The organism is Streptomyces sp. NPDC002795 (genome assembly GCF_042888725.1).
Taxonomy (GTDB): domain Bacteria; phylum Actinomycetota; class Actinomycetes; order Streptomycetales; family Streptomycetaceae; genus Streptomyces.
This window is the reverse complement of sequence record NZ_JBIAQB010000001.1, coordinates 813,281-836,325: the sequence shown is the minus strand read 5'-3', so window position 1 is coordinate 836,325 and position 23,045 is coordinate 813,281. Positions and strand designations below refer to the sequence as shown.

Annotated in this window: 21 protein-coding genes; 7 read left to right on the top strand and 14 right to left on the bottom strand. The window is 70.9% G+C overall.

Annotated features, from left to right (window positions below; all coding sequences use genetic code 11):
- Positions 1–18: 18 nt before the first annotated feature.
- The 6 genes from ACFYWS_RS03645 to ACFYWS_RS03620 form a co-directional block, all read right to left on the bottom strand.
- Positions 19–1,386, bottom strand: a complete 1,368-nt coding sequence (locus ACFYWS_RS03645) for an MFS transporter (protein ID WP_389269084.1) — start codon at positions 1,384–1,386, stop codon at positions 19–21.
- A gap of 108 nt (positions 1,387–1,494) precedes the next feature.
- Positions 1,495–2,283, bottom strand: coding sequence for an HpcH/HpaI aldolase/citrate lyase family protein (locus ACFYWS_RS03640; RefSeq protein WP_389269082.1), 789 nt, complete (start codon positions 2,281–2,283; stop codon positions 1,495–1,497).
- Positions 2,280–3,059 carry an SDR family NAD(P)-dependent oxidoreductase gene (locus ACFYWS_RS03635; protein ID WP_389269080.1) on the bottom strand — a complete coding sequence of 260 codons (780 nt, stop codon included), beginning with the start codon at positions 3,057–3,059 and terminating at the stop codon, positions 2,280–2,282. The genes ACFYWS_RS03640 and ACFYWS_RS03635 overlap by 4 nt, the downstream gene beginning before the upstream one ends.
- The gene (hisD, locus tag ACFYWS_RS03630) at positions 3,056–4,366 is read right to left on the bottom strand and encodes a histidinol dehydrogenase (protein WP_389269078.1); all 1,311 of its coding nucleotides are present in this window, start codon (positions 4,364–4,366) and stop codon (positions 3,056–3,058) included. Before hisD (ACFYWS_RS03630) ends, ACFYWS_RS03635 begins: the two co-directional genes overlap by 4 nt.
- A 44-nt stretch (positions 4,367–4,410) precedes the next feature.
- On the bottom strand, positions 4,411–5,103 hold the full coding sequence (locus ACFYWS_RS03625; protein WP_389269076.1) for an alpha/beta fold hydrolase: 693 nt from the start codon (positions 5,101–5,103) through the stop codon (positions 4,411–4,413).
- Between the two features lie 5 nt (positions 5,104–5,108).
- The gene (locus ACFYWS_RS03620) at positions 5,109–6,248 is read right to left on the bottom strand and encodes a cupin domain-containing protein (RefSeq protein ID WP_389269074.1); all 1,140 of its coding nucleotides are present in this window, start codon (positions 6,246–6,248) and stop codon (positions 5,109–5,111) included.
- Positions 6,249–6,435: 187 nt separating this feature from the next.
- On the opposite strand from ACFYWS_RS03620, the gene ACFYWS_RS03615 reads away from it, so the two are divergent.
- The gene (locus ACFYWS_RS03615; RefSeq protein ID WP_389269072.1) at positions 6,436–7,434 is read left to right on the top strand and encodes a LacI family DNA-binding transcriptional regulator; all 999 of its coding nucleotides are present in this window, start codon (positions 6,436–6,438) and stop codon (positions 7,432–7,434) included.
- Between the two features lie 4 nt (positions 7,435–7,438).
- On the opposite strand, the gene ACFYWS_RS03610 is transcribed toward ACFYWS_RS03615, so the two are convergent.
- From ACFYWS_RS03610 to ACFYWS_RS03600, 3 genes are all read right to left on the bottom strand, one after another.
- Entirely contained in the window at positions 7,439–8,851 is a 1,413-nt protein-coding gene (locus ACFYWS_RS03610; RefSeq protein ID WP_389269070.1) for an amino acid permease, read from the bottom strand.
- Positions 8,852–8,985: 134 nt separating this feature from the next.
- Positions 8,986–10,347, bottom strand: a complete 1,362-nt coding sequence (hisD, locus tag ACFYWS_RS03605; RefSeq protein ID WP_389269068.1) for a histidinol dehydrogenase — start codon at positions 10,345–10,347, stop codon at positions 8,986–8,988.
- A gap of 94 nt (positions 10,348–10,441) precedes the next feature.
- Positions 10,442–11,353 (bottom strand): LysR family transcriptional regulator, encoded by a 912-nt coding sequence (locus tag ACFYWS_RS03600; protein WP_389269066.1) that lies wholly within the window; start codon positions 11,351–11,353, stop codon positions 10,442–10,444.
- 120 nt (positions 11,354–11,473) lie between these two features.
- On the opposite strand from ACFYWS_RS03600, the gene ACFYWS_RS03595 reads away from it, so the two are divergent.
- Positions 11,474–12,361, top strand: a complete 888-nt coding sequence (locus tag ACFYWS_RS03595) for a carbon-nitrogen hydrolase family protein (RefSeq protein WP_389269064.1) — start codon at positions 11,474–11,476, stop codon at positions 12,359–12,361.
- A gap of 7 nt (positions 12,362–12,368) precedes the next feature.
- Here ACFYWS_RS03595 and ACFYWS_RS03590 read toward each other — a convergent pair whose 3' ends face one another.
- The 4 genes from ACFYWS_RS03590 to ACFYWS_RS03575 all read right to left on the bottom strand — a co-directional run bounded on the left by ACFYWS_RS03590 (position 12,369) and on the right by ACFYWS_RS03575 (position 17,254).
- The gene (locus ACFYWS_RS03590) at positions 12,369–14,030 is read right to left on the bottom strand and encodes a glycoside hydrolase family 13 protein (RefSeq protein WP_389269062.1); all 1,662 of its coding nucleotides are present in this window, start codon (positions 14,028–14,030) and stop codon (positions 12,369–12,371) included.
- 70 nt (positions 14,031–14,100) lie between these two features.
- Positions 14,101–14,949, bottom strand: coding sequence for a carbohydrate ABC transporter permease (locus ACFYWS_RS03585; RefSeq protein ID WP_389269060.1), 849 nt, complete (start codon positions 14,947–14,949; stop codon positions 14,101–14,103).
- Positions 14,946–15,929 carry a carbohydrate ABC transporter permease gene (locus tag ACFYWS_RS03580; protein ID WP_389269058.1) on the bottom strand — a complete coding sequence of 328 codons (984 nt, stop codon included), beginning with the start codon at positions 15,927–15,929 and terminating at the stop codon, positions 14,946–14,948. Before ACFYWS_RS03580 ends, ACFYWS_RS03585 begins: the two co-directional genes overlap by 4 nt.
- Positions 15,926–17,254 (bottom strand): extracellular solute-binding protein, encoded by a 1,329-nt coding sequence (locus ACFYWS_RS03575; protein WP_389269056.1) that lies wholly within the window; start codon positions 17,252–17,254, stop codon positions 15,926–15,928. Before ACFYWS_RS03575 ends, ACFYWS_RS03580 begins: the two co-directional genes overlap by 4 nt.
- Before the next feature lie 168 nt (positions 17,255–17,422).
- Here ACFYWS_RS03575 and ACFYWS_RS03570 point away from each other — a divergent pair, with 168 nt between their 5' ends.
- The gene (locus ACFYWS_RS03570) at positions 17,423–18,448 is read left to right on the top strand and encodes a LacI family DNA-binding transcriptional regulator (RefSeq protein WP_389269054.1); all 1,026 of its coding nucleotides are present in this window, start codon (positions 17,423–17,425) and stop codon (positions 18,446–18,448) included.
- Between the two features lie 35 nt (positions 18,449–18,483).
- On the opposite strand, the gene ACFYWS_RS03565 is transcribed toward ACFYWS_RS03570, so the two are convergent.
- Positions 18,484–18,852, bottom strand: a complete 369-nt coding sequence (locus ACFYWS_RS03565) for a hypothetical protein (RefSeq protein ID WP_389269052.1) — start codon at positions 18,850–18,852, stop codon at positions 18,484–18,486.
- 397 nt (positions 18,853–19,249) lie between these two features.
- Here ACFYWS_RS03565 and ACFYWS_RS03560 point away from each other — a divergent pair, with 397 nt between their 5' ends.
- From ACFYWS_RS03560 to ACFYWS_RS03545, 4 genes are read left to right on the top strand one after another with little or no spacing between them, the layout of a single operon-like run.
- Positions 19,250–20,311, top strand: a complete 1,062-nt coding sequence (locus ACFYWS_RS03560) for an ABC transporter substrate-binding protein (RefSeq protein WP_389269050.1) — start codon at positions 19,250–19,252, stop codon at positions 20,309–20,311.
- Entirely contained in the window at positions 20,308–21,171 is an 864-nt protein-coding gene (locus ACFYWS_RS03555) for an ABC transporter permease (protein WP_389269048.1), read from the top strand. The genes ACFYWS_RS03560 and ACFYWS_RS03555 overlap by 4 nt, the downstream gene beginning before the upstream one ends.
- On the top strand, positions 21,147–21,926 hold the full coding sequence (locus tag ACFYWS_RS03550; RefSeq protein ID WP_389269046.1) for an ABC transporter ATP-binding protein: 780 nt from the start codon (positions 21,147–21,149) through the stop codon (positions 21,924–21,926). The genes ACFYWS_RS03555 and ACFYWS_RS03550 overlap by 25 nt, the downstream gene beginning before the upstream one ends.
- Positions 21,923–23,014, top strand: a complete 1,092-nt coding sequence (locus ACFYWS_RS03545; protein WP_389269044.1) for an LLM class flavin-dependent oxidoreductase — start codon at positions 21,923–21,925, stop codon at positions 23,012–23,014. The genes ACFYWS_RS03550 and ACFYWS_RS03545 overlap by 4 nt, the downstream gene beginning before the upstream one ends.
- Positions 23,015–23,045: the final 31 nt, after the last annotated feature.

The window sequence follows — 23,045 nt, the reverse complement described above, 5'->3', positions numbered from 1 at the left end:
GAGGTGCCGACCGGTGGATCAGGCGGTCTTCGGTGTCTCCTGGCGGGGGAACTTGTCCGCGCCCAGCTGACTCCGGTACGTCTCCGTCATGAAGCCGGTCACGACGACGAGAGCCAGTACGGCGCCAGCGCTCAGGTAGGCCCACACGGCGTAGATCGTGTCGAAGGTGTCGACCAGCAGCGTCGCCACGAACGGGGTGATTCCCATGAAGATGGAGAACGAGCTGTTGTACGCGATGGCGCTCGCGCTGAACCGCGTGCGGGTGGAGAAGAGTTCGGCCGCGCAGACGGTGATGATGCCGGTGAGAAAGAACTCCGGTACCAGGTAGATGAGTTGGCTGACGATGGCGGCCTCGAAGGTGGCTCGCTCACCGACCCAGAAGGCCAGCGGGACGAACACGAGACAGGCGATGGCGCCCGTGATGAGCATCGGCTTGCGTCCGATGCGGTCCGAGAGCTTGCCGGCCAGCGGCAGCAGCGGGATGAGGACCGCGATCGAGATGGCGTTGGAGGCCAGGCCCATCCAGCGGGGCAGGCCGAGTGTGTTCGTCAGGTACTGCGGATAGAACGTGACCCAGGTGTAGGACAGGATCGCGCACATGATGGAGATCCCGCAGTAGACCAGGATGGGCCGCCACTGCGACCGCAGGGCCTCGATCACCGGCGACTTGACGACATTGGTGCCGTCCTCGGTGGCCCGCACGAACTCCGGGCTCTCCGAGATGCGGCTGCGCATCCACAGGCCGACCAGGCTGAGCGGGATCGCCAGCAGGAACGGCATGCGCCAGCCCCACGAGTCCAGCGCGGGCCCCTCGAACACCCAGCTGGTCAGCGCGGCGACACCGGCACCGGCGAGCGTGCCGACGAAGCAGCTGTTGGAGGCGTACGAGGTGTAGTAGGCACGCCGGTTGGGCTCGGCCCACTCGACGATGAACGCCACCGCGCCGACGTACTCGCCGCCGGAGACGACGCCCTGGACCACGCGGAGCGCAAGGAGCAGGAGCGGCGCCAGAATGCCGACCTGGTGGTACGTGGGCAGGACGGCGACGAGGGCGGTGGAGGCGCCCATGGCCACCAGGGTCCACAGCAGCGTCTTCCTGCGGCCCACCCGGTCGCCCCAGCGGCCGAGGAGGGTGCCGCCGAGGGGGCGGACCAGGCACGCGATCGCGATGATCGCGTACGTGCCGAGCACCGCCACGGTCTTGTCGCTCTCGGGGAAGAACGCCGGGGCCATGATCGGCGCCATGTAGCCGTACAGGCCGTAGTCGAACTGCTCGACGAAGTTACCGACGCTGCCCGCGCCGATGGCCCGGCGAATCGCGCTCCGCTTCTGCACCTCGTCGGGGGCGGACTCGGGGGCTGTGCGGGGTGGCGCTGCAGAGGACATGGCTGCTCCGATCGCGCGGCGGATGAGGGGTGCTTACGTGGCCTGCGGAGAGACCTGCGCAGGGATCTGCATACGAGCTATGCATACGTATGAAACTTGGCGTGAACATTAGAGTTCCAGGGGAGGGGCGTCAAGGGTGGGGACGGTGCGGGCGAGGGAGCCCATGGTGTCCATCAGTACCTGCGCCATGTTGAAGACGATCAGCCGTGCCCCGGCCTCCTCCGCGGCCTGTGCCGCCGCGAGATGGGGGACGATCGTCATCACCGTGCGGCCGTTCTTCGAGGTGGCCCGATGTGACTGCTGGACCAGCTCGTCGACGACCTCCGGCGCGGGGAAACCGCAGTCCGCCGCCAGGTCGGCGGGGCCCACCAGGACCGCGTCCACGCCCTCGGTACCGGCGATCTCGTCGGCCGCGGCACACGCACGCCGTGTCTCGATCATCGGGATCACCAGCGTCTCGCGGGACGCTGCCACATGCTCGGCCGCGGTGACCGTGCCGAACCGCCCCGACCTGCTGTACGTGGCGAAACCCCGCTCGCCCCACGGCGGATAGTGGCTCGCGGCGACCGCCCGCCGGGCGTCCTCGGCGCCGTCCACGTGCGGGTGGACGACACCGGCCGCGCCCAGGTCCAGGCAGCGCAGCGTCAGTGCGGGCTCGGCGGTGCCCACCCGTACCAGCACGTCGATGCCATGGGCCTCGGCCGCCATGATGTGCTGCTGGAGCAGTGCCGTGTCCGCGGGCCCGTGCTCGCAGTCGATGAGCACGTAGTCCAGACCGGCGACGCCCGCCATCTCCACCAGCGTCTCCGACGGCAGCCGCAGCAGCGCGCCGCGCAGCGAATCGCCGTCCGCCAGACGCTGCTTGAGGCTGCGGCGCGGGGTGCGAGGAACCGTCATCGTGCCACCATCCCCGCCGACAGGTCGATATCGGCGCCGCACATGCCACGCATCCGCAGCATCGCGCTCACCGCCTCGCCGACCTCCTCCTCGGTCACCATCCGCCCGAGCGCGGCACGCGACACGAAGGCCTCCTCCGCCTCGGCGTAGCTGCCGCCCGTACGCTCGGCCTCCAGGCGGAAGTTGCGCTCCATGCGGGGGCCCGAAACCGGCCCGGGGGACAGCGAGTTGACGGTGACGCCCTGCGGCCCCACCTCGCCCGCCAGCGTGGTCGTCAGGCCGATGACCGCCATCTTCGACGCGCAGTACGGGGTGCGCCGCAGCAGCGGCCGCTTGCCCGACACCGACGCGACGTTGATGACATCACCGGAGCCACGACGTGTCATCGCGGGAAGGAACGCCCGGCACATCAGGAACACACCGCGTACGTTGATGTCGAAGACCTCGTCCCACTCCTCGGGCGAGATGTCGGTCAGCGAGGCCACCGGACCCGCGATGCCCGCGTTGTTGACCAGGATCGACACCTCGTCGTCCACGAGGGCGTCGGCGAGCGCGTCGACATCGGCGGGGCGTGACACGTCGCAGACCTGCGGGACGACCCCGGGCCCCAGCTCGTCGGCGGTGCGCTTCAGGGTGTCCACGTCGCGGCCCGTGATCACCACGCGGGCTCCGTCGGCCAGCAGGGAGCGGGTGATGGCGCGGCCCAGGCCGCTGCCGCCCCCGGTCACGAGCGCCGTCCGCCCGGCGAGCGGCGCATTCGTGCGGTCGGTCGTCATGCGCCGGCCTCCTCGTTCCACTCCAGCGTCTTGTCGCCGTACTTCGCGGCGCGGACGTCACCGGAACGCGCGTGACCCTCGAAGAGCTCGACGCGGGCGGCGCGCCCGCACACCTCACCGAGCAGCGCCGACGAAGCGGTGTCGGCGACCTCCTGGTGGGTGACCGTCTTGAGGTACTTGCCGACCCACAGACCGCCCGTGTAGCGGGCTGCGCCGCGGGTGGGCAGGACGTGGTTGGTGCCGATGACCTTGTCGCCGTAGCTGACACACGTACCTTCGCCGAGGAAGAGTGCGCCGTAGTCACGCATCGTGTCCAGAGCCTGGCGCGGGTTCTCGGTGAGTACCTCGACGTGCTCGCTGGCGTACGAGTCGGCGATCTCGAAGGCCTCGTCGAGGGTGTCGGCCACGACGATCTCGCCGTGGTCGCGCCAGGCGGGCCCGGCGAAGTCCTTCGTCGGCATGCCGGGCAGCAGCCGCTCGATGTGCCGCTCGACCTCGCGCCCCAGCTCCTCGGACGTGGTGACGAGGACGGCGGGGGAGTCCGGGCCGTGCTCGGCCTGGGACAGCAGGTCGACGGCGACCACGAAGGGGTCCGCGTGCTCGTCCGCGATCACCAGGATCTCCGTGGGCCCGGCGAACAGGTCGATGCCCACCTCACCGAACAGCTGCCGCTTGGCCTCCGCCACATACGCGTTGCCGGGCCCCGCCAGCATCGGCACGCCGCCGATCGTCTCGGTCCCCACGGCCATCGCCGCGACGGCCTGGACGCCGCCCAGCAGATAGATCTCGTCGGCGCCCGCCAGATGCATCGCCGCGACCGTCGCGGCCGGGATCTCGCCCCGGATGGGCGGGGTGCAGGCGACGACCCGGGGCACGCCCGCGACCTTGGCGGTCACGATGGTCATGTGGGCCGAGGCGGTGAGCGGGTAGCGGCCGCCCGGCACATACGCGCCGGCGGCGGCGACGGGCACGTGCCGGTGGCCGAGCCGGACGCCGGGCAGTGTCTCGATCTCGACGTCGAGCATCGAGTCGCGCTGCGCCTGGGCGAAGGTGCGCACCTGCTCCTGCACGAAGCGGATGTCGTCCAGGACCTGCTGCGGGACACCGGCGACGATCCGCTCGATCTCCTCGGGCGACAGCCGGAAGGACTCAGGGCTCCAGTTGTCGAACTTCTCGGAATACTGGCGCACCGCCTCGTCGCCGCGCTCGCGGATGTCGTCGAGGATGGCGCGCACACGATCGGCGACGTCCGCGCGGGCGGCGGTCACCTGGGCGGCCGGGACGGGGGACTTGAGGAATCGGGGCATGACGGCTCTCTTCAACTCGCTTTGTTCGGTACGGAGATGGGGACTCAGACGGCGGCCGCGGCGACCAGGTCCTGGAGCGCCGCGTCCACGGCGACCGGTCGCTGCCACGGCACCAGGTGTCCGGCGTCGGGAAGCTCGCGCACATGGGAGTGCGGCAGGGCCTCGGCGATGGAGTGGTGGAAGGCGGGCGGGCACAGCGTGTCCCGGCTGCCCGCGAGGACGACGGAGGGGCAGCGCGCCGAGCGCAGCGCCGCGAACGCGTCCTCGCGGGTGGGCTGGGCGGCGAGCTGGGCGCGGGCGGCGTCGGGGCCCACGGACCGCGCCATGCGGCGGTAGCGCTCCGCGTCCGCCGCGGACCGGCGCCGGTCGGGGAACATGTCCGGCAGCGTGCGCTCGACCACCTCCGCGAACCGACCGGCGGCGACGAGAGTGTCCAACTCCCGCCAGGCGGCGTGCTGTTCGGGGCGCGGCGCGGCGGCGTTCGTCGCCATCACGCACAGCCCGGCCACCCGCTCAGGGGCCCGCCGCAGCGCCTCGAACCCGACGATGGCGCCCAGACTGAGCCCGACGAGCACGAACGGCCCGTCGACCGCGGACAGCACATCGTCCGCGAGCGCGCCGATGTCCGGCCGCCGCAGTGCCACGTGGTGGACGGTGTGGCCCTCGGGGAAGGTGACGTCCGACCACAGGCTCGCGTCGCAGAGCATGCCGGGCACCACGACCAGCGGCAGCGGCACGCCGGTCACCAGCGCCGCGCGGAGCGGGGGAGCAGCGCGTACGGGGCGACGTACCCGTTGTGGTCCAGGCCGAGGCCCGCGTCGGCGGCGGCCTTGAGGACCTCCTCGTCCCACTCCAGACGGACCCGTCCGTCCCCGGAGTTGACCACCAGGAGGTCGCCCTCCTCCTCGCCGACGTTGCGCAGCGTGCGCCAGGCGTCCTGCGGCACGGACAGCATGTCGCGCGGGCCGAGGCGTACCGAGACCTGGTCGGTGCGGTTGAGGGTGATCTCCCACTCGCCGTTCTTGACGATGAGTGTCTGGGTCTCCTGCTGCCGGTGCTGCGAGACACCCTGGCCCGGCTCGGCGCGCAGCCAGGCGACGTTGTGACCGTGCGGGTTGAACACGCGCGGCTCCTGGTGCGGGTCCTCGGTCATGCCGTAGCCGATGACGCAGCTCAGGCGCGCGCCGCCGCCCGGCAGGCTGCTGTCGATGAAGGGGTGCTCGGACCAGACGAGTTCGTCGGCCGCGGCGACCCGGCGCTTCATCTCCTCGGCGCTGTAGTGGCGCAGCCGGTCGATGTGCTCCTGTGCCATCGGCGTGACCCGCTCGGACTCCGGCGGGAGGTCGTCCCCGGCGTCGGTGTCGATCAGCTGGTTGTCGGCGCTGAGGTACAGGCCGTGCTGTGCGGCCTCGCGCAGGACCGAGGGGCCCCAGATGATGCCGCCGGTCCTGTCATGGCCGAGGACGGTGAACAGCCAGCCGTCGTCCGGTCCGGTGTTGGTGAAGCCGCGGAAGATCCAGGTGGGGATGGACGCGATGTCCCCTGCCTTCATGGGGAGTTCGCCCTCCTCGCCGTCGGCGCCCCAACGCAGCAGGTACTCGCCGTCGGTGCAGATGAACACCTCGGCGGTGTAGTGCAGGTGCAGATTGTTGGTGATGCCGTGCGGCATGGCGGCGGCGCCGATGTTGTAGCCGTGCGGCAGCCGCAGGTTGACGTGCTGACCGGAGGACTGCGAGACGCCGGGGCCGATCATGGCGTAGTTCTCCTTCCGGTCCGAGCCGGGTGTACGGCAGTCGATGAACGCCTGGTTGCAGGAGACGAAGTCGCTGCGGCGCACCGTGCGGCGCTCAAGGTCGGGGGTGGACACGACGACATCGGGCATGGGGGCTCCCTGGGCAGCGACTCATGAATGGAATACGTATGCATTCCCATGACAGGCCGTGGGGGGTGGCCCTGTCAAGAGGTGTGGATCGAATTTGCCGGAACCGCTCGTATCGGGGCTCCGGAAGGACATCCGTATCCGGAGGGACATACGTATACTGGCCGTCGGTGTCGACGAGGAGAGAGTCATGGCGATCACGAGTCACGACGTGGCGAAACTCGCGGGTGTCTCGCAGCCCACGGTGTCCCGTGCCCTGCGCGACGATCCCCGCGTGTCCCAGGCCACCCGTGCGAAGGTCAAACGGGCCGCCCAGGCGCTCAACTACGTACCCAGCGAAGCGGGCCGCACACTGTCGACCCGGGCCACCCGCAGGGTCGGTGTCATCGTGACCGACATGACCAACCCGTTCTACCCGCACGTCGTCGCCCCGCTCCACGACGAACTGCAGCGGCTCGGGTACCGGATGATGCTGCTCACCGAGCGCTCCGACGAGGCGGTCGCCGAGGAGAAGCTGCTTGACCAGTCCCTCGACGGAGTCGTCCTCGCGACCGCCACCACCGACTCGCGGCTGCCCGCTCTGCTGGAGCGGCGCGGCATGCCCTACGTGTTCCTCAACCGGGACACCGGCCGGCCCGGCGACTTCGCCTCCGTCGTCGACAACGAGGGCGGAGGACGCCTCGTCGCACAGCAACTCGTCGAGCTCGGGCACCGGCGCATCGCGGGCATCTTCGGCGCGGTCAACACCACGACCGGGCGCGAGCGCGAGCTGGGCTTCCGGCTGGCCCTGGCCGACGCCGGCATCGGGCTGCCGGACGACCGCGTGGTGCGCGGCGCGTTCGAGTACGAGACCGGATACGCGGCGCTGCCCGCCCTCCTCAAGGCGGCCGAACCGCCCACCGCCGTGTTCTGCGGCAACGACGTGGTCGCCATCGGTGTGCTCAACGCCGCGCTCGCGGCGGGCGTCAAGGTGCCCGACGATCTCACCGTCATCGGCTTCGACGACCTGCCCATGGCGGCCTGGGAGGTGTTCCGGCTGACCACCGTCCGGCACGATCTGGGTGAACTCGCCTGCCAGGCGGCCCGGTTGCTCGCCCGGCGGATCACCGGAGAGGTCGACGCCGACGGCGAACGCCTCGTCCTGCCGACCGAGTTCGTCCCGAGAGCCACCCACGCCAAGGCCCGCTGAACCCTCACGACCCGGAGGCCGCGCGGACCGGCTCGGCGGCGGCCGCGGGCACCGCCCCAAGGCGTCGCTGCCGCACCACCCCCACGGTGGCCAGCACCGCGGCGAGCCCGAGCGAGAGCCACAACTCCAGGCGGTGGCCCGGCAGTACGGCCATCAGGACCAGCACCCCGGCGATGAACGCGATGGTGGCCAGCGTCAGATAGGGGAAGCACCACATACGTACATCGGTCGGCCGCTCGCCCTTGCGGCGCACGGCGTACTGCGTCAGCGCGATGACCATGTACATCATCAGCGCGATCGCCCCGCTGGAGGCGATGAGGTACGAGAACACGTCCGGCAGCAGATAGTTGGCGATCACCGCGGCGATGCCCACGACCGTCGACGCGAGCACCGCGTTGCGGGGCACACCGTGCGGGGACGTGCGGGCGAAGGCGGCCGGGGCGTCACCACGCCCGGCCAGCGAGAACAGCATCCGTGAGGCCGTGTAGACGGCGGAGTTGAGGCAGCTGCACACGGCGACCACCAGCACCACGTCCATGATCCGGGCCGCGCCCGGGATGTTCATCCGGTCCAGGACCGCCTGATAGGACCCCGCCCCGAGATCGTCGGCGTTCCACGGCACGAGACACACCACGACGAGGATCGAGCCGATGTAGAAGAGGCCCAGACGCCACACCACCGCGCGGATCGCCTTCTTGATGTTCTTGCGGGGCTCCTCGGACTCCGCCGCCGCGATGGTGACGATCTCGCTGCCCTGGAAGCTGAACATCGCGGTGAGCAGCCCGGCCAGGATCGCCGTGACACCTTGCGGGGCGAAGCCGCCATGGCTCCACAGATTCGAGACACCATGGGTGTCGGACCCGGGCAACACCCCGAGCACCGCGAGCGCCCCGAGGACCAGGAACGCCACGATCGCGACGACCTTGATCAGTGAGAACCAGTACTCGAACTCGCCGTAGTTGCGCACCGCCAGCAGATTGCTGCCGGTCAGCAGGAGGATCACCGCGAGAGCCGGTATCCAGCTCGGGATCGAGGTGAGCCCCGCGATGACCTCCCCGGCGGCGATGGCCTCGATGGGGATGACCAGGATGTAGAACCACCAGTACAGGTACCCGATCGAGAACCCGGCCCAGCGGCCCAGCGCCCGGTCCGCGTACGTGGAGAAGGAGCCCGTGTCCGGGTTGGCGACGGCCATCTCGCCGAGCATCTGCATGACGAGCACCACCAGCGCGGCCGCCAGCAGGAACGACACGATCACGGCAGGCCCCGCGGTGGCCACGGCGGCCGACGAGCCGACGAAGAGACCGGCGCCGATCACCCCGCCGATGGAGATCATCGTGATCTGGCGGCCCTTCAGGCCCTGGGTGAGTGTCGCGCCCGCGGCGGGGGACGACGGCTCAGGAGGAGGGGGTTGCATATGAGGATCCTTGGCTCGCGGACGAGGTGGGAGCGACGCCGCGCCTGAGTGGTACGCAGGGTCCGGAAGAGGGGGGGCCGGGGACGGGCGCCGATGACGGCGCGCTGTCCCCGGCCCGGCGGTGCGATGAGCGGTCAGAGCTGCTCGCGCAGCGCGGCCGGCACCTCGTCGAACGCGCCCGAGGTGCGGCCGATCGCGTCGATGCGCAGCGTCGCGGTCGCGCCGTGGGCCGCGAGGCCCTCGAAGGCGGAGATCCGCTCGACGGCCGGGGCGAGCGCCGCCGTGCCCTCCTTCGATGCCCGCTGGTACGTCAGCGGCTTGAGGAACCGGGAGACCGACAGGCCGGCGTTGTACCGGGCGGTCTTGCCCGTCGGCAGCACGTGGTTGGTGCCGGCGATGCCCTTGTCGGAGTACGCGACGGTGGACCACGGCCCGATGAACAGCGAGCCGTAGTTGGAGAGGTTCTGCAGGTAGAAGTCGTCGTCCTCGGTGTGCACTTCGAGGTGCTCGGGGGCGATGACATCCGCGACGGCCACGGCGGCGTCCCGGTCCTCGACCACGATGACGGAGCCGAAGTCCCGCCAGGCCGGACCTGCGATGTCACGGGTGGCGAGGGAGGCGAGCTGGCGCTCCATCTCCGCGACGACGGCCTGCCCCGTCCGCTCGGACGTGGTGATCAGCGCGGCGGGGGAGTTGGGCCCGTGCTCGGCCTGGCCCAGCAGGTCGGCCGCCACCCACACCGGGTCGGCGGTGTCGTCGGCGATGACCGCGACCTCGGAGGGACCTGCGAGCAGGTCGATGCCGACCTGGCCGAACAGCTGCCGCTTGGCCTCGGTGACGAACGCGTTGCCCGCGCCGACCAGCATGTCCACCGGCGCCTCGCCCAGCAGGCCGAAGGCCATCGCACCGAGCGCCTGCACGCCGCCGAGGGCGAACACCCGGTCGGCGCGGGACAGGTACGCGCCGTACAGCACCGCGGGGTGGGCGCCGTGCTCGCCCGAGGGCGGCGTGCACGCCACCACGGTGGGCACACCGGCCGTCTTGGCGACGTTGACCGTCATGAACGCGCTGGCGAGCAGCGGGAACCGGCCGGCCGGAAGGTAGGCGCCGACGCGGGAGACCGGCACGTACCGCTGGCCGCCCATGACACCCGGGGCGACCTCGATCTCGAAGTCCGTCAGGTGCTCGCGCTGCGCGGCGGCGAACCGGTGGGTGCGCTCGTAGCCCATCTCCAGTGCGGTGCGGACGTCGGCGGGCAGGGCGTCCCCCGACTTCTTCAACTCGTTGGCGGAGACCTCCAGTTGGCCGGAGAATCCGTCCAGCTCCTGGGCGTAGGCGCGCACCGCGTCCATGCCGTTGTGCTCGATCTCCTTGAGCATCTCGGAGACGCGCTCGACCACCTTCGGGTCGCGCTGGGCGGGCGGTCCGTCGACGGACGGCTTCTTGAGCCACTTGAGGGGAGGGAGGGCCTGGGCTTCGTCGTGCGTGATCTGCATGGCGAGGACGCTAGACGGGCTTCTGCCACAGGACTAGAGGGGCGAGTCCTGTCCCGTCCACAGGGTTTCCCTGTGTGACACCAAGACCCCTCTCTCACAGGCCGCGTGCGACGCGGATCTCGCGCAGGGTGTCCTCGGCGATGCGGGCCAGTTCTCGGGTGGCGCGGGACAGCGGGTGCCCCCGGCGGCGCACCAGCGCGATGGTGTCGTAGAGGGGGTCGGCGAAGGTCGCCGTGTGCAGCCCCGCGGGGAACGCCGGACTGTCGACCACGGCGCGGCTGGCGATCGTGTCGCCGACCCCGGTGGTCACCAACTTCAGGGCGGCTTCGACGTGTTCGAGCTCGATCAGCGGGTCGACTCGGACGCCCGTGAACTGGGCGCGTTCGGCGAGCTGCCGTCGCGTCGGGTCCTGCCAGCCGTAGTGGGCGTCGTACAGGACGAGGGGCGCCCGCGCGAAGTCCTCGATGGTGACCGGCGTACGGGTGCGTTCCGCGCTCGCGCTGACGTAGTACACCTCGTCCCGCAGCAGTGGTGTCACCTGGAGTTCCTCGTCGTCGATGGGGAGCACCACCAGGCCGGCCTCGATGCGTCCGGCCGCCACGGCCGCCGCGGTCTCGGCGGAGTTCTGCCCCACGAGCCGCACCCGCACCGACGGATAGCGGGCGTGGAACAGCTGCACCAGGTTGGACAGCAGGTAGTAGTCCGCGTTGCGCAGGACCCCGAAGGTGGCGGTGCCGCCGCCGAGCGAACCGAGGGAGTGCACGGCCCGGGTGCCACTGTCGGCGGCGTCCACGGACTGCTGGGCGTAGGGCAGCAGCTCCTGTCCCGCCGAGGTCAGCGCGAGGGTGCGGCTGCCGCGCACGAACAGCTCGGCGTCGAGCTCCGCCTCCAGTCGGCGCACCAGTTCGGAGGCGGATGCCTGGGCGATGTCCATGGCCCGCGCCGCCGCGGTGAACGACCCGAGCCGCTCCGCTTCGACGAAGGCCCTCAGCTGGTTGAGGGTCATGCGGCCACAGGCTAGCCCTGTGCCTGCCGCAGGAAACAGGGGGGTTGTCCGAGGGGGAGTGGGCTGATTGGCTCGTGGGGACGCCACACACCACACGTCCCCGGAAGGTTCCTCCCGCCGATGACCAGCCCTCTGTCGATCTGTCTCGTCCAGTCGGCCGCGCACCATCACGCCGCGGACGACGGCCTGGACGCGTTCGCGGCGGACGTACGCCGCGTCACCCGCGCCCACCCCGGCGCCCGGCTGCTGGCCTATCCGGAGCTGCACCTGTGCGGCCACCGCCCGGACGAGGACCCCGCGACGGTCATGACAGCGGCCGCCGAGCCACTGGACGGCCCCCGCGGCGCCCGCCTCGCGGATCTCGCGCGCGAGACGGGTGTGTGGCTCGTGCCCGGCAGTGTCTACGAGCGCGGCGGCGACGGCCTGATCTACAACACGGCGCCCGTGTACTCCCCCGAGGGCGAGCGCGTCGCCGCGTACCGGAAGATCTTCCCCTGGCGCCCCTACGAGACGACGGCCTCCGGCACGGAGTTCATCGTCTTCGACATGGCCGGGTACGGGCGCGTGGGCCTGTCCATCTGCTACGACGCCTGGTTCCCCGAGGTCACCCGGCACCTGGCCTGGCAGGGCGCCGACCTGGTCCTCAACCTCGTGCGCACACCGACCGTCGACCGCACCCAGGAACTCGTCCTGGCCCGGGCCAACGCGATCGTGAACCAGGTCGCCATGGCCAGCGTCAACGCGGCGCAGCCCGACGGGATCGGCCGCAGCCTCGTCGTCGACCCCGAGGGCCGGGTGCGCGCCGAGGCCGAGTCCGCCACGGACCAGGTCGTCACGGACGTCCTCGACCTGGGCGAGGCCCGCCGGGTGCGCACGCATGGCACGGCGGGCCTGACCCGGGTGTGGGACCCGTTCGCCGCCGGCCAGTCTCCCCTCGAACTCCCCTTGTACGCGGGCCGGATCGAGCCCGAGCGATGGCGTGAGGGGCTCCCGGCCGACGAGCGGTAGGGCGGGCCTACTGACGGATCCATACCGTGGTCCAGGCGGGCAACCGCCCCTCCGCCAGCGGGCCCGACGCGAGCAGCACGGCGCCCTGCGGCAGCGGGACGGCCTCCTCCGAGAGGTTGCTGAGAACGTGCCAGCCGCCGCTACGGGTGAAGTGCACCGATCCGGTGGCCGCGTCGACCCATTCCAGTGCCTCGTCCGTGACCAGGTCACGCCGCAGGTGCAGCGCCGCGCGGTACAGCTCCAGGACGGAGTCCTGGTCACCGGCCTGCACATCGGCGGCGTACGAGCCCCAGCCGGCGGGCTGCGGCAGCCAGGAACCGCCGGAGCCGAAGCCGTGGCTCGCCCCTTCCCGGGTCCACGGCAGCGGCACCCGGCAGCCGTCACGGCCCTTGACCCGGCCACCGCTGCGTACCCAGATCGGGTCCTGAAGGTCCTCGGTGCGCAGGTCGGCGACCTCCGGCAGGCCCAGCTCCTCGCCCTGGTAGACGTACGCGGATCCCGGCAGCGCCAGCATCAGCAGCGTCGCGGCGCGGGCCTTGCGCAGGCCCAACTCCCAGTCGGGTGACGGCTTCTGGCCACCCGTCATGAGCCAGGCCTCCGCGTCGGACTTGGTGGAGCCGGTGGGCAGGGCGTAGCGCGAGGGGTGACGTACCACGTCGTGGTTGGACAGCACCCAGGTGCTGGTGGCACCGGCGTCGCGGGCGTGGGCCAGCGCGGAGTCGATGGTGTCCCGCATCGCGCCGGCGTCGAGAGGTGTGTTGAGGAAGTCGAAGTTGAACGCCTGGCCGAGTTCGTCCGCGGAGGCGTACGGGGCGCGCCGTGAGGAGCGGACCCAGGCCTCGGCGACGGCGAAGCGCGGCGGCTCGTACTCGTCGAACACCCGCCGCCAGCCGCGGTAGATGTCATGCACGGCGTCCCGGTCCCACAGCGGGTGGCTGCCGTCGTCGGGCAGCTCGTCCGGCTGGTAGCCGAGTGCCTCGCCGAGGTCGCGCAGCGGCTCGGCGAGGTCCTTGGCGAGGCCGTGCGCGACATCGACGCGGAAGCCCGCGACGCCCCGGTCCGACCAGAACCGCAGCGTGGTGTGGAAGTCCTCGCGCACCTCGGGATTCTCCCAGTTGAAGTCGGGCTGCTCCGGCGCGTACAGGTGCAGGTACCACTGGCCGTCGGGGACCCGTGTCCACGCCGGGCCGCCGAAGCTGGAGAGCCAGTCGGTGGGCGGGAGTTCGCCGTGCTCGCCGCGGCCCTCGCGGAACACGTAGCGCTCGCGGGCGGCCGAACCGGGGCCGGCGGCCAGCGCCTCCTGGAACCAGACATGCTGATGCGAGGAGTGGTTCGGGACGATGTCGACCACGATCTTCAGACGGAGCCGTTCGGCCTCGGCGACCATCGCGTCGAAGTCGTCGAGCGTGCCGAGCCGGGGGTCCACATCGCGGTAGTCGGCGACGTCGTACCCGCCGTCGGCCAGCTCCGACGGGTAGAAGGGGCTGAGCCAGACGGCGTCCACGCCGAGTTCCGCGAGGTGGGGCAGGCGGGAGGTGACACCGCGGATGTCACCGATCCCGTCACCGTCGGCGTCGGCGAAGCTGCGCGGATAGACCTGGTAGACGACGGCCTGCCGCCACCAGTCGGCGTCGGTACCGGTGCCGACGGGGTGGGGACGCTGAGGCATGTGAGGGCCTTTCGGGGTTGAGCGGTCCCGGCGCCACGGGTGGGCCGGGCGGATGGCTGGGTGGTGCGGGTCAGCCCTTGACCGCGCCCGTGGTCATCCCGGAGACGACCGAGCGGCGGAAGATCAGGACCAGCAGGGCGATCGGCACCGTGGCCACCATCGCCCCGGCGAAGATCACTCCGTACGGGACCTGGTACTGGCTGGTGAACAGGGCGATGCCCACGGAGACGGTGCGCCGGTCGTCGACGCCGTTGAAGGTGAGCGCCAGCAGGAACTCGGACCAGGTGGCGGTGAAGGAGAACACCCCGGCGGTGAACAGCCCTGGCCGGGCCAGCGGCAGGATCACCGTCAGCGCGGTGCGCCAGGGCCCCGCGCCGTCGACGGTCGCCGCCTCCTCCAGCTCGGCCGGGATCTTGCTGAGGTAGTTGCGCATGATCCACACGGCGAACGGCAGGTTCAGCGCCACGTACGGGATGACCAGGCCGGGATAGCTGTTGAGCAGCCCGGCCTGACGTTCCATCAGGAACAGCGGGACGAGCAGCGCGATCGGCGGGAACACCGACAGCATCAGCAGCGCCGTCATGATGGCACCCCGGCCGCGCAGTCCGAACCGGGCGAGCGCGTAGCCGGCGAAGAACGCCATGGACAGGATCAGCGTCGTCGACACACAGGCGACGATGACGCTGTTGAGGAAGTACTGGCCGATCCCGTTGCGCACGAACGCCGTCGTGTAGTTGTCGAGCGTCGGTGACTCGGGCAGCAGGGTCGGCGGCGTCGCGCTGATCTCGGCGGGCCCCTTGAACGAGGCGGACGCCATCCACAGCAGCGGCAGCGTGGCACAGACGGCGATCAGGAGACCCCCGGCGTTGACGACATTGACGTACCGGCGGACACCGGAGCGCGCGGTGTGACGGCTCATCCTCGGACCTCCTCATCGGTCTGGGCGCGAAAGACGCGCAGGAACAGCACGCAGCAGGCCATGACGATGGCCGCGGTGGAGACCGCGACGGCCGCGCCCCCGCCGAAGTCGAGATCCTGGAAGAGGATCCGGTAGCCGAGCATCGCCACCGACTGGGTGGCCGTGCCGGGACCGCCCTGGGTCAGTACGAACGGCAGGTCGAAGATGCCGAAGGCCTGCAAGATGCGGAAGAGCACCGCGATGGCCACGATCGGCTTCAGTTGCGGCAGAGTGACCCGCCAGAACGTCGTCCACGCCCCGGCCCCGTCGATCTCGGCGGCCTCGTACACCTCCCCCGGGATCAGCATCAGCCCCGCGAGCACGACGATCGCCACGAACGGCGTCGTCTTCCACACGTCGACGACGACCATCGCGGCCATCGCGGGAACCGGCCGCCCCAGGATGTCCGGCTGGCCGCCCAGCACCTGCTCGCACAGCCAACTCACCGCCCCGAACGTCCCGTTGAAGAGATACGACCACAGCTGGGCGGCGACGACGTTGATCAGTGCCCACGGCAGCAGAAGCACGGCGATGAGCCAGCCGCGGGCCGCGCCGAGCCGCTCCAGGACCAGCGCCGCGAGCGTGCCGAGGACCAGTTCGAGCAGCACGGAGACGACCGTGAACCCCAGGGTGAACGCCAACGCCTGGTACCACTCGGGATTGCTCAGCAGCGCCTCGTAGTGCGCGAGTGTGGGGGAGCCCAGGCGCAACCCGCCGTAGTCGAGGCGCACTTCGGAGAAGGACAGGGCCAGCGAGAAGACCACGGGGAAGACCGTCACCACCGTGACGACCAGGAGGGCGGGGGAGGCGAAGAGCCACCCGGTGCGGGTGCGTCGGCGAGCGCCGGAGCCGGTGGACGCGGGCTTCCGACCCGGGGGTGCGGGACTCCTGTCGCCGCCCTTCGCCGGTGTCGGTGTCTTCGACTTCAGCGCGGTACTCACAGCGCTTTCCCTTCCAGAGCCGTACGGAGGCCGTCTTGCGCGGCACGGACCCCGGCCGCGGGGGAGAGCTCGCCACCGACGACCGCGTTGGCCGGTGTGTAGAGCGCCTTGCTGACCTGCGGGTAGTGCGGGGTCTGCACGGGCCGGGCGACGAGGTGCAGATCGGCGGCGCGCAGCACGGTCGGGTCGTCGGCCTCGCGTGCCTCCCGCCCGTGCAGTACGGAGGTCATGGCAGGCACGACACCGGCCTCCCGGGCGAGCAGCCGCTGCACCTCCTCACCGGCGCAGAACCGGGCGAACTCCATGGCCGCGCCCAGCTGCCCGGAACTCGGATTGACGAAATTGCTCCAGCCGCCCGCGCAGGAGACACCACCGCGGCCGATGCCCTCGAAGCCCGGACGGGGCACGACACCCACCTTGCCCGCGACGCGCGAGACGTTCGGGGTGGCCGCGTTGACCCACGCGTAGGACCAGTTGCGCAGGAACAGGCCCCGCCCGTTGACGAACGCGTCCTGGGAGTCAGACTCCTCATAGGTCGTCACCGTCCGGGGCGTGACCCCGCTCCTGGTGAACTCCGCCATCAGCGAGAACGCCCGCTCCGCCGCCGCCCCGCTCAGTGCGGCCCTGCCCCGCCCGTCGAGGACGGTGCCGCCCGCGTCGGCGAGGAACTCGGTGACGTTCGCCGTCAGTGACTCGGTCACGGCGGCCTGCCACAGGAACCCGGCCTCCGTGTCCCCTGCCCGCTGCACCGTGCGCGACGTGTGCAACAGCTCCTCCCAGCTCCGGGGGACCCGCAGACCGTGCTTCGCCAGCAGGTCCTTGCGGTAGAAGAGGTACGTGCTGTCGAGGAAGAACGGCACCGCGTACGCCGCGCCCCGGTACGTGGAACTGCGCCGCAGCGCCTCCGGGTAGGCATCCCAGAAACCATCGGGCAGCAGCTTGTTCACCGGCAGGGCGAGCGCGGCATGGCCGAACTGGGTGGGCCAGGTCGTGTCACCGAGGTAGACATCGGGCTTGGGGGAGCCGCCGGCGAGCTGGGTGGCGAGGGCACTGCGGTTGCCGTCCGACGTCGACAGCGCGTTGATCTTCGAGATCCGGACGTGGGGGTGCCGTCGCTCGAAGGCCCGGATGATCAGGTCGGCGACGACGGCGCCGCGGCGCGAGGGGATCTCGGAGACCCACCAGGTCAGCGTGGCCGACTTCTTGGGTGCCGTCGCCGCCCGCGCGACCAGGTCGTCGAGGTCCCTCCCTCCGCATCCGGACACCAGTCCGGCCGCGGCGACGCTCCCGACGCCGGCCAGCACGGTTCTGCGGTGCAGGGTCATGGCATGCTCCTCCCCTTTCACGCCGCCGAATGACAGCGCTAGCACGGTAGGGAGCACCAAGATTCACTGTCAATGGTCCTGGCCAAGACAGTGCGGGCAATCCGTCAAATGACAGCGATGGCATAACCGGGCTCAGCGGAACGGGAACGCTGTGTTAGCGTCCCGCTCATGACTGGTGAACGGGGCGCCACGCTGGCGGATGTCGCACAGAGGGCCGGAGTGTCTCCCTCGACCGTCTCGCGCACACTGCGCGGCCTGTCGACGGTGTCACCACAGACCCGCGAACGCGTCGAACAGGCCGCCCGCGAGCTGTCGTTCGCGATATCGCGCAGCGCCTCCAGCCTCGTCACCGGGCGCACCGGCAGGATCGCCGTGCTCGTGCCGAACATGGAGTCCTGGTTCCTGGGCGCCGTACTGGCCGGCCTCGCACCCGAACTGAACGCGGCGGGCCTCGACCTGCTCGTCTACAGCGTCACCACCGCCGAACAACGCGCCCAGTTCTTCGACCGCCTGCCCGCCCGCCGCAACGCGGACGCGCTGCTCGTCGTCAGCTTCGCGCTCTCCCCCGAGGAGCGGGAGCGCCTGGACGGCCTCGGCATGCCTCTGGTCTTCGTCAGCCAGCACGAGAAGGGCCGGGCCAGCGTGTACGTGGACGACGCGGAGGCCGCCCTGCGTGGTACCAGGCACCTGCTCAACCTCGGCCATCGCCGCATCGCCTACATCGAGCCCGCCGACGACTCGGGCTTCGCCTGGAGCAGCCGCGCCCGCCTGGAGGGATACCGGGCCGCGCTGGCGGAGGCCGGTGCCGAGCACGACGAGGACCTGGTCCGGCAGGTCGCGCAGTGGCAGGGGCCGAGCCTGGACGCGGCGGTCGGGCGCCTGCTGTCCCTCACCGAGCCACCCACGGCGATCTTCGCCGAGACCGACGACATCGCCTTCCGGCTGCTGACCGTGCTGCGCGGAGCGAACGTGCCGGTGCCGCAGCGGATGTCCGTCCTCGGGTTCGACGACCATGCGATGGCGGCGGCCTGGGACCTGTCCACGATGGCCCAGCCTGCCCGCCAACTCGGTGTCACAGCAGCCGAGTTGGCCCGCTCCGTGGTCCAGGAACCCGAGGCGAACCTGGAACGCCATGTCGTCCTGCCGGTGGAGCTGGTGCCGCGGGGGAGCACGGGGCCCGTCCCGCGGCAGTAGCGCGGTACCAGGGGCAGGGACCCCCGGCACCGGGATCAGCAGTCGCGGACCGGGTCGGTCTCGCTGTAGATGTCGGTGTCCTTCATGAAGCCGAGCCGGCCGTTGTCCGCCACCGTCATCAGCCAGCGCGTCGGGTGCGGGCCGCCGACCCAGTCCTGGCCGTCCATCTTGCAGTAGAACCAGCTGGGGTTGGAGTTCATGTACCCGACCACCGTGCCGGGGTCCGGGTAGATGTGGTTGTTGCCGATGGTGCCGTACACCGGGGCGCCGGCGACGTTGTGACACCAGTGTCGGTTGCCGTCCTGCCAGCAGCCGTCCGCGGCCGAGGCCGTGGGTGCGAGGGTGACGACGGCGCCCGCGGCGAGCGCCACCGCGCCCAGGACCGAAGCGAGCTTCTTCTTCATACAACTCCCCATGTCGTGCCCCCTGCTGGGGCGACGAACGTTGTGGTCGAGCCGCCCGGGTCAAGGGCGGCCACTGGGGAAGACGGTGCCGCCTGCGGGCACGGTTGCCGGAGCGGCGCGGTCTTCACCCGTCCGGGCGACCGGTGCCTCGCAACACACATATGTCCCCTTCATGAAGGGGACATTGCAGTCCTGCCGCGGGCCTCCCACGCCCTTGACCCGCCCGCGACGCCCTGGCTAGCTTCGGCGGCATGTCCGACGACCAGCGGTATCACAAGCGCCGAGCCATCGATCTGATGCGCGTCGCCACGGCCGTGTGTAGCTGAGGCACGCCGCCCGTTCGACGCTGCCCCTCCTCCCTGTGAAGGCTCGAATGAAGCCCCGTCTCCGCATACCCATGTCCAGATTCCGGAGCACCGCCGTCGTCGGTTCGCTCGCCGCCGCCCTGCTGCTCACCTCCTGCGCCAACAACTCGGCCTCGACGAGCGGCAGCCAGAGCGTCGCGTCGAAGAAGATCCCCGCCAAGGTGTCCGCCGACACCACGCTCACCGTCGGTGCCCCGACCCTGAAGGTCGCCCTCGAACTGTCCGGGCAGATCGACAAGCTGCCCTTCAAGGTGAAGTGGGCCAACATCAGCGGCGGCCCGCAGTGCTCCGAGGCCTTCCGCGCCGACGCCCTCGACATCTGCTCCGCCGCCGAGATCCCGTCCATCAACGCCCACTGGACCGGGCTCGACACCAAGCTCGTCGGCGCCGAGTTCCGCAAGGACCCGATCGCCGACCCGATCTACGAGCTGGGCATCGCGCCTGGCGCGGGCATCAAGAAGCTGTCCGACCTGCGCGGCAAGAAGATCGCCTACAGCCCTGGTCAGGCGCAGGGCGCTCTCGTGCTGCGCATCCTGAAGAAGGCCGGGCTCGGTAAGCAGGACGTGAAGCTCGTCGAGCTGGCCAGCACCGGTGATGTGTTTCCGACGGCCCTCGGCAACCACCAGGTCGACGCCGCGCCCATCGCCGGTGTCAACATCAAGCGCTATCTCACGAAGTACGGCCGGGACGGAGCCACCACCATCCGGCACGGGCTGCGGGACGATCCCGGACACCTGTGGGCGCTGACCGACGCCGTCGCCGACCCGCAGAAGTCCGCTGCCATCAAGGAACTCATCGCCTTCTGGGCACGCGCCGAGGTCTGGATCGACGCGCACCCCAAGGAGTGGATCGACGGCTACTACATCAAGGACCAGGGCCTCAGCCGTGAGGACGGCGAGTACCTCGTCGCGCACGCGGGCCATCCAGTCTTCCCCGCCAGCTGGAGCGGGGCCATCAAGCGGCAGCAGCAGACCATCGATCTGCTCGCGAAGGAACAGAAGCACGAGCGCTTCGACGCGGGCATCCTCTTCGACCGTCGCTACGAGCGGGTCGCCGCGGACGCGGTGGCCGGCGAAGGGGGTGAACAGGCATGAGTACAACGGCTGTTGAGAAGAGGGTCGAGGGGGCCTCGGCAGGGGAGGAAGGCCGCCCGGCGCACGCACCTCGCACCCGCGCCCGCAAGCGGCTCGCTCCCGGGCGGCCCGTCCCCTACGGCTGGGCGCTCGGCCCGCTCCTGTTGCTCGCCGTGTGGGCGGCGGGCTCGGGCGCCGGCCTGATCGACCCGCGCAACCTGCCCGCTCCGTGGGTCATCGCCAGTACCGCGGGTGACCTCATCGCCGACGGGAGGCTCCAGTCGAACCTCGCCATCTCCGCCCAACGCGCCCTGCTGGGCCTGGTGTTCGGCGTGCTGGCCGGGCTCGTGCTCGCGCTCGTGTCGGGGCTGAGCCGGATCGGTGAGGGGCTCGTCGACGGGCCCGTGCAGATCAAGCGGTCGATTCCGTCGCTCGCCCTGATTCCGCTGCTGATCCTGTGGTTCGGCATCGGCGAGCCGATGAAGGTCGTCACCATCGCGCTCGGTGTGTTCGTGCCGATCTACCTCCACACCCACAACGGGCTGCGCGGCATCGACAGTCGCTATGTCGAACTCGCCGAGACGGTACGCCTGGGGCGTGCCCGGTTCGTACGCCACGTCGTGCTGCCGGGCGCACTCCCGGGCTTCCTGCTCGGACTGCGGTTCGCGGTGACCGGGGCATGGCTCGCCCTCGTCGTCGTCGAGCAGGTCAACGCCACCAGCGGCATCGGCTACATGATGGAGCTGGCACGGACGTACGGACAGACCGATGTGATCCTCGTCGGGCTCGTCGTGTACGGAGTGCTCGGCCTCGTCTCCGACGCCCTGGTACGGCTCGTGGAGAGGAAGGCGCTGACATGGCGACGCACCTTGGCAGGCTGAACCCCGTGCGGCACGACGGAGCGGCGCTGGCCGCCACCGTACGCATCGACGGACTCGTCCGCACCCTCGGCGGGCGTGACGTACTGAACGGGCTGCAACTGTCCATCGCCGAAGGGGAGTTCGTCGCCCTTCTCGGCCGCAGCGGGTCCGGGAAGAGCACGCTGCTGCGGGCCCTGGCCCGGCTGGACCACGAGGTGCCGGGCGGCGGCGAGCTGACCGCGCCCGACAACCTGTCCGTGGTGTTCCAGGACGCCCGACTGCTGCCCTGGAGACGGCTGCTCGACAACGTGACCCTCGGGCTCGACGGCCCTGACGCGGTGGAGTGTGGGCGCACCGCCCTCGCCGAGGTCGGCCTCGAAGGCCGCGAGCGGGCGTGGCCGGTCGAGCTGTCCGGCGGCGAGCAGCAGCGCGTCTCGCTCGCCCGCTCCCTCGTGCGCGAACCCCAACTCCTGCTCGCCGACGAACCGTTCGGCGCGCTCGACGCCCTGACCCGGATCCGGATGCACGGACTGCTGCGGCAGCTGTGCGAGCGGCACCGGCCCGCCGTGCTTCTGGTCACCCATGACGTCGACGAGGCCATCGCCCTCGCCGACCGGGTGGTCCTCCTGGAGGAGGGCCGGATCGCCCTCGACCTCCCCGTGCGCCTCCCGCTGTCCCGGCGGCGCGACGACCCCGAGGCCGCCGCCCTGCGCGAGCGGCTCCTGCGGCAGCTCGGCGTAGAAGCCGCGGGCGCGGAACCGGAGGCAGTGCTGTGACGGTGGGCGAGGAATTCCTGTGGTACATCCCCAACACCGTCGAGCCGGGACACCGCGGCGACGACACCAGGGCGGGCTGGGGCTCGATCGAGTTCTCCACGCGACTCGCCCGCACCGCCGAGGAGCACGGCTGGGGCGGCGCCCTGCTGGGCACCGGATGGGGGCGGCCCGACACCTTCACCGTGGCGACGGCGCTCGCCGCGCGGACCACCACGTTCAAACCGCTGATCGCGATCCGGCCCGGCTACTGGAGGCCGGCCAACTTCGCGAGCGCGGCGGCCACTTTGGACCAGCTCAGCCAGGGGCGGGTGCTCGTCAACATCGTCAGCGGCCTGGACAGCCCGGCCGCGTACGGTGACACGAACGTCGACCCCGCCGCGCGGTACGCGCGCACCCGGGAGTTTCTGCACCTGGTGCGGCGGTTGTGGACGCAGGAGGATGTCACCTTCGAGGGCGAGCACTTCCACGTGCGTCACTCCACGGTCTCGCCCCGCCCGTACGAGGCGCCGGGCCGCGCGCATCCGCGGCTGTACTTCGGCGGCGCCTCGGAGGCCGCGGAGCGGGTCGCCGCGGCCGAGGCCGACGTCCAGCTGTTCTGGGGCGAACCGCTCGACGGTATCGCCGAACGCATCGACCGGCTACGGAAGTTGAGCGAGTCGGAGGGCCGCGTCCACGCCCCGCTGGAGTTCGGTCTGCGGATCACCACGGTCGTCCGGGACACCAGCGAGGAGGCATGGGAGGCGGCCGAGCGCAAGGTCGCGAAGATGGCCGGGAGCGCCGGTGACACCACCTGGCCGGGCGACCGTCGCACGGCCGTCGGCCAGCGCAGGCTGCTTGACCTGGCCGAGCGCGGCGAGGTGCTGGACCGGTGCCTGTACACCACGCCGGGCCGGTTCGGCGGCGGGGGAGCGGGCACGACCTGGCTGGTCGGCTCGGCCGGCGAGGTCGCGGCGGCGCTGCACGACTACCGCAGGCTAGGCATCTCCCACTTCGTCCTGTCCGACACCCCCTACCGGGAGGAGACGGTCCGCGTGGGCGATCAACTGCTGCCCGCGTTGCGGAAGTTGGCGACGCCTCACCAGGCGTGACTCACCACGGTCTCACCCCGGTATCACCCCG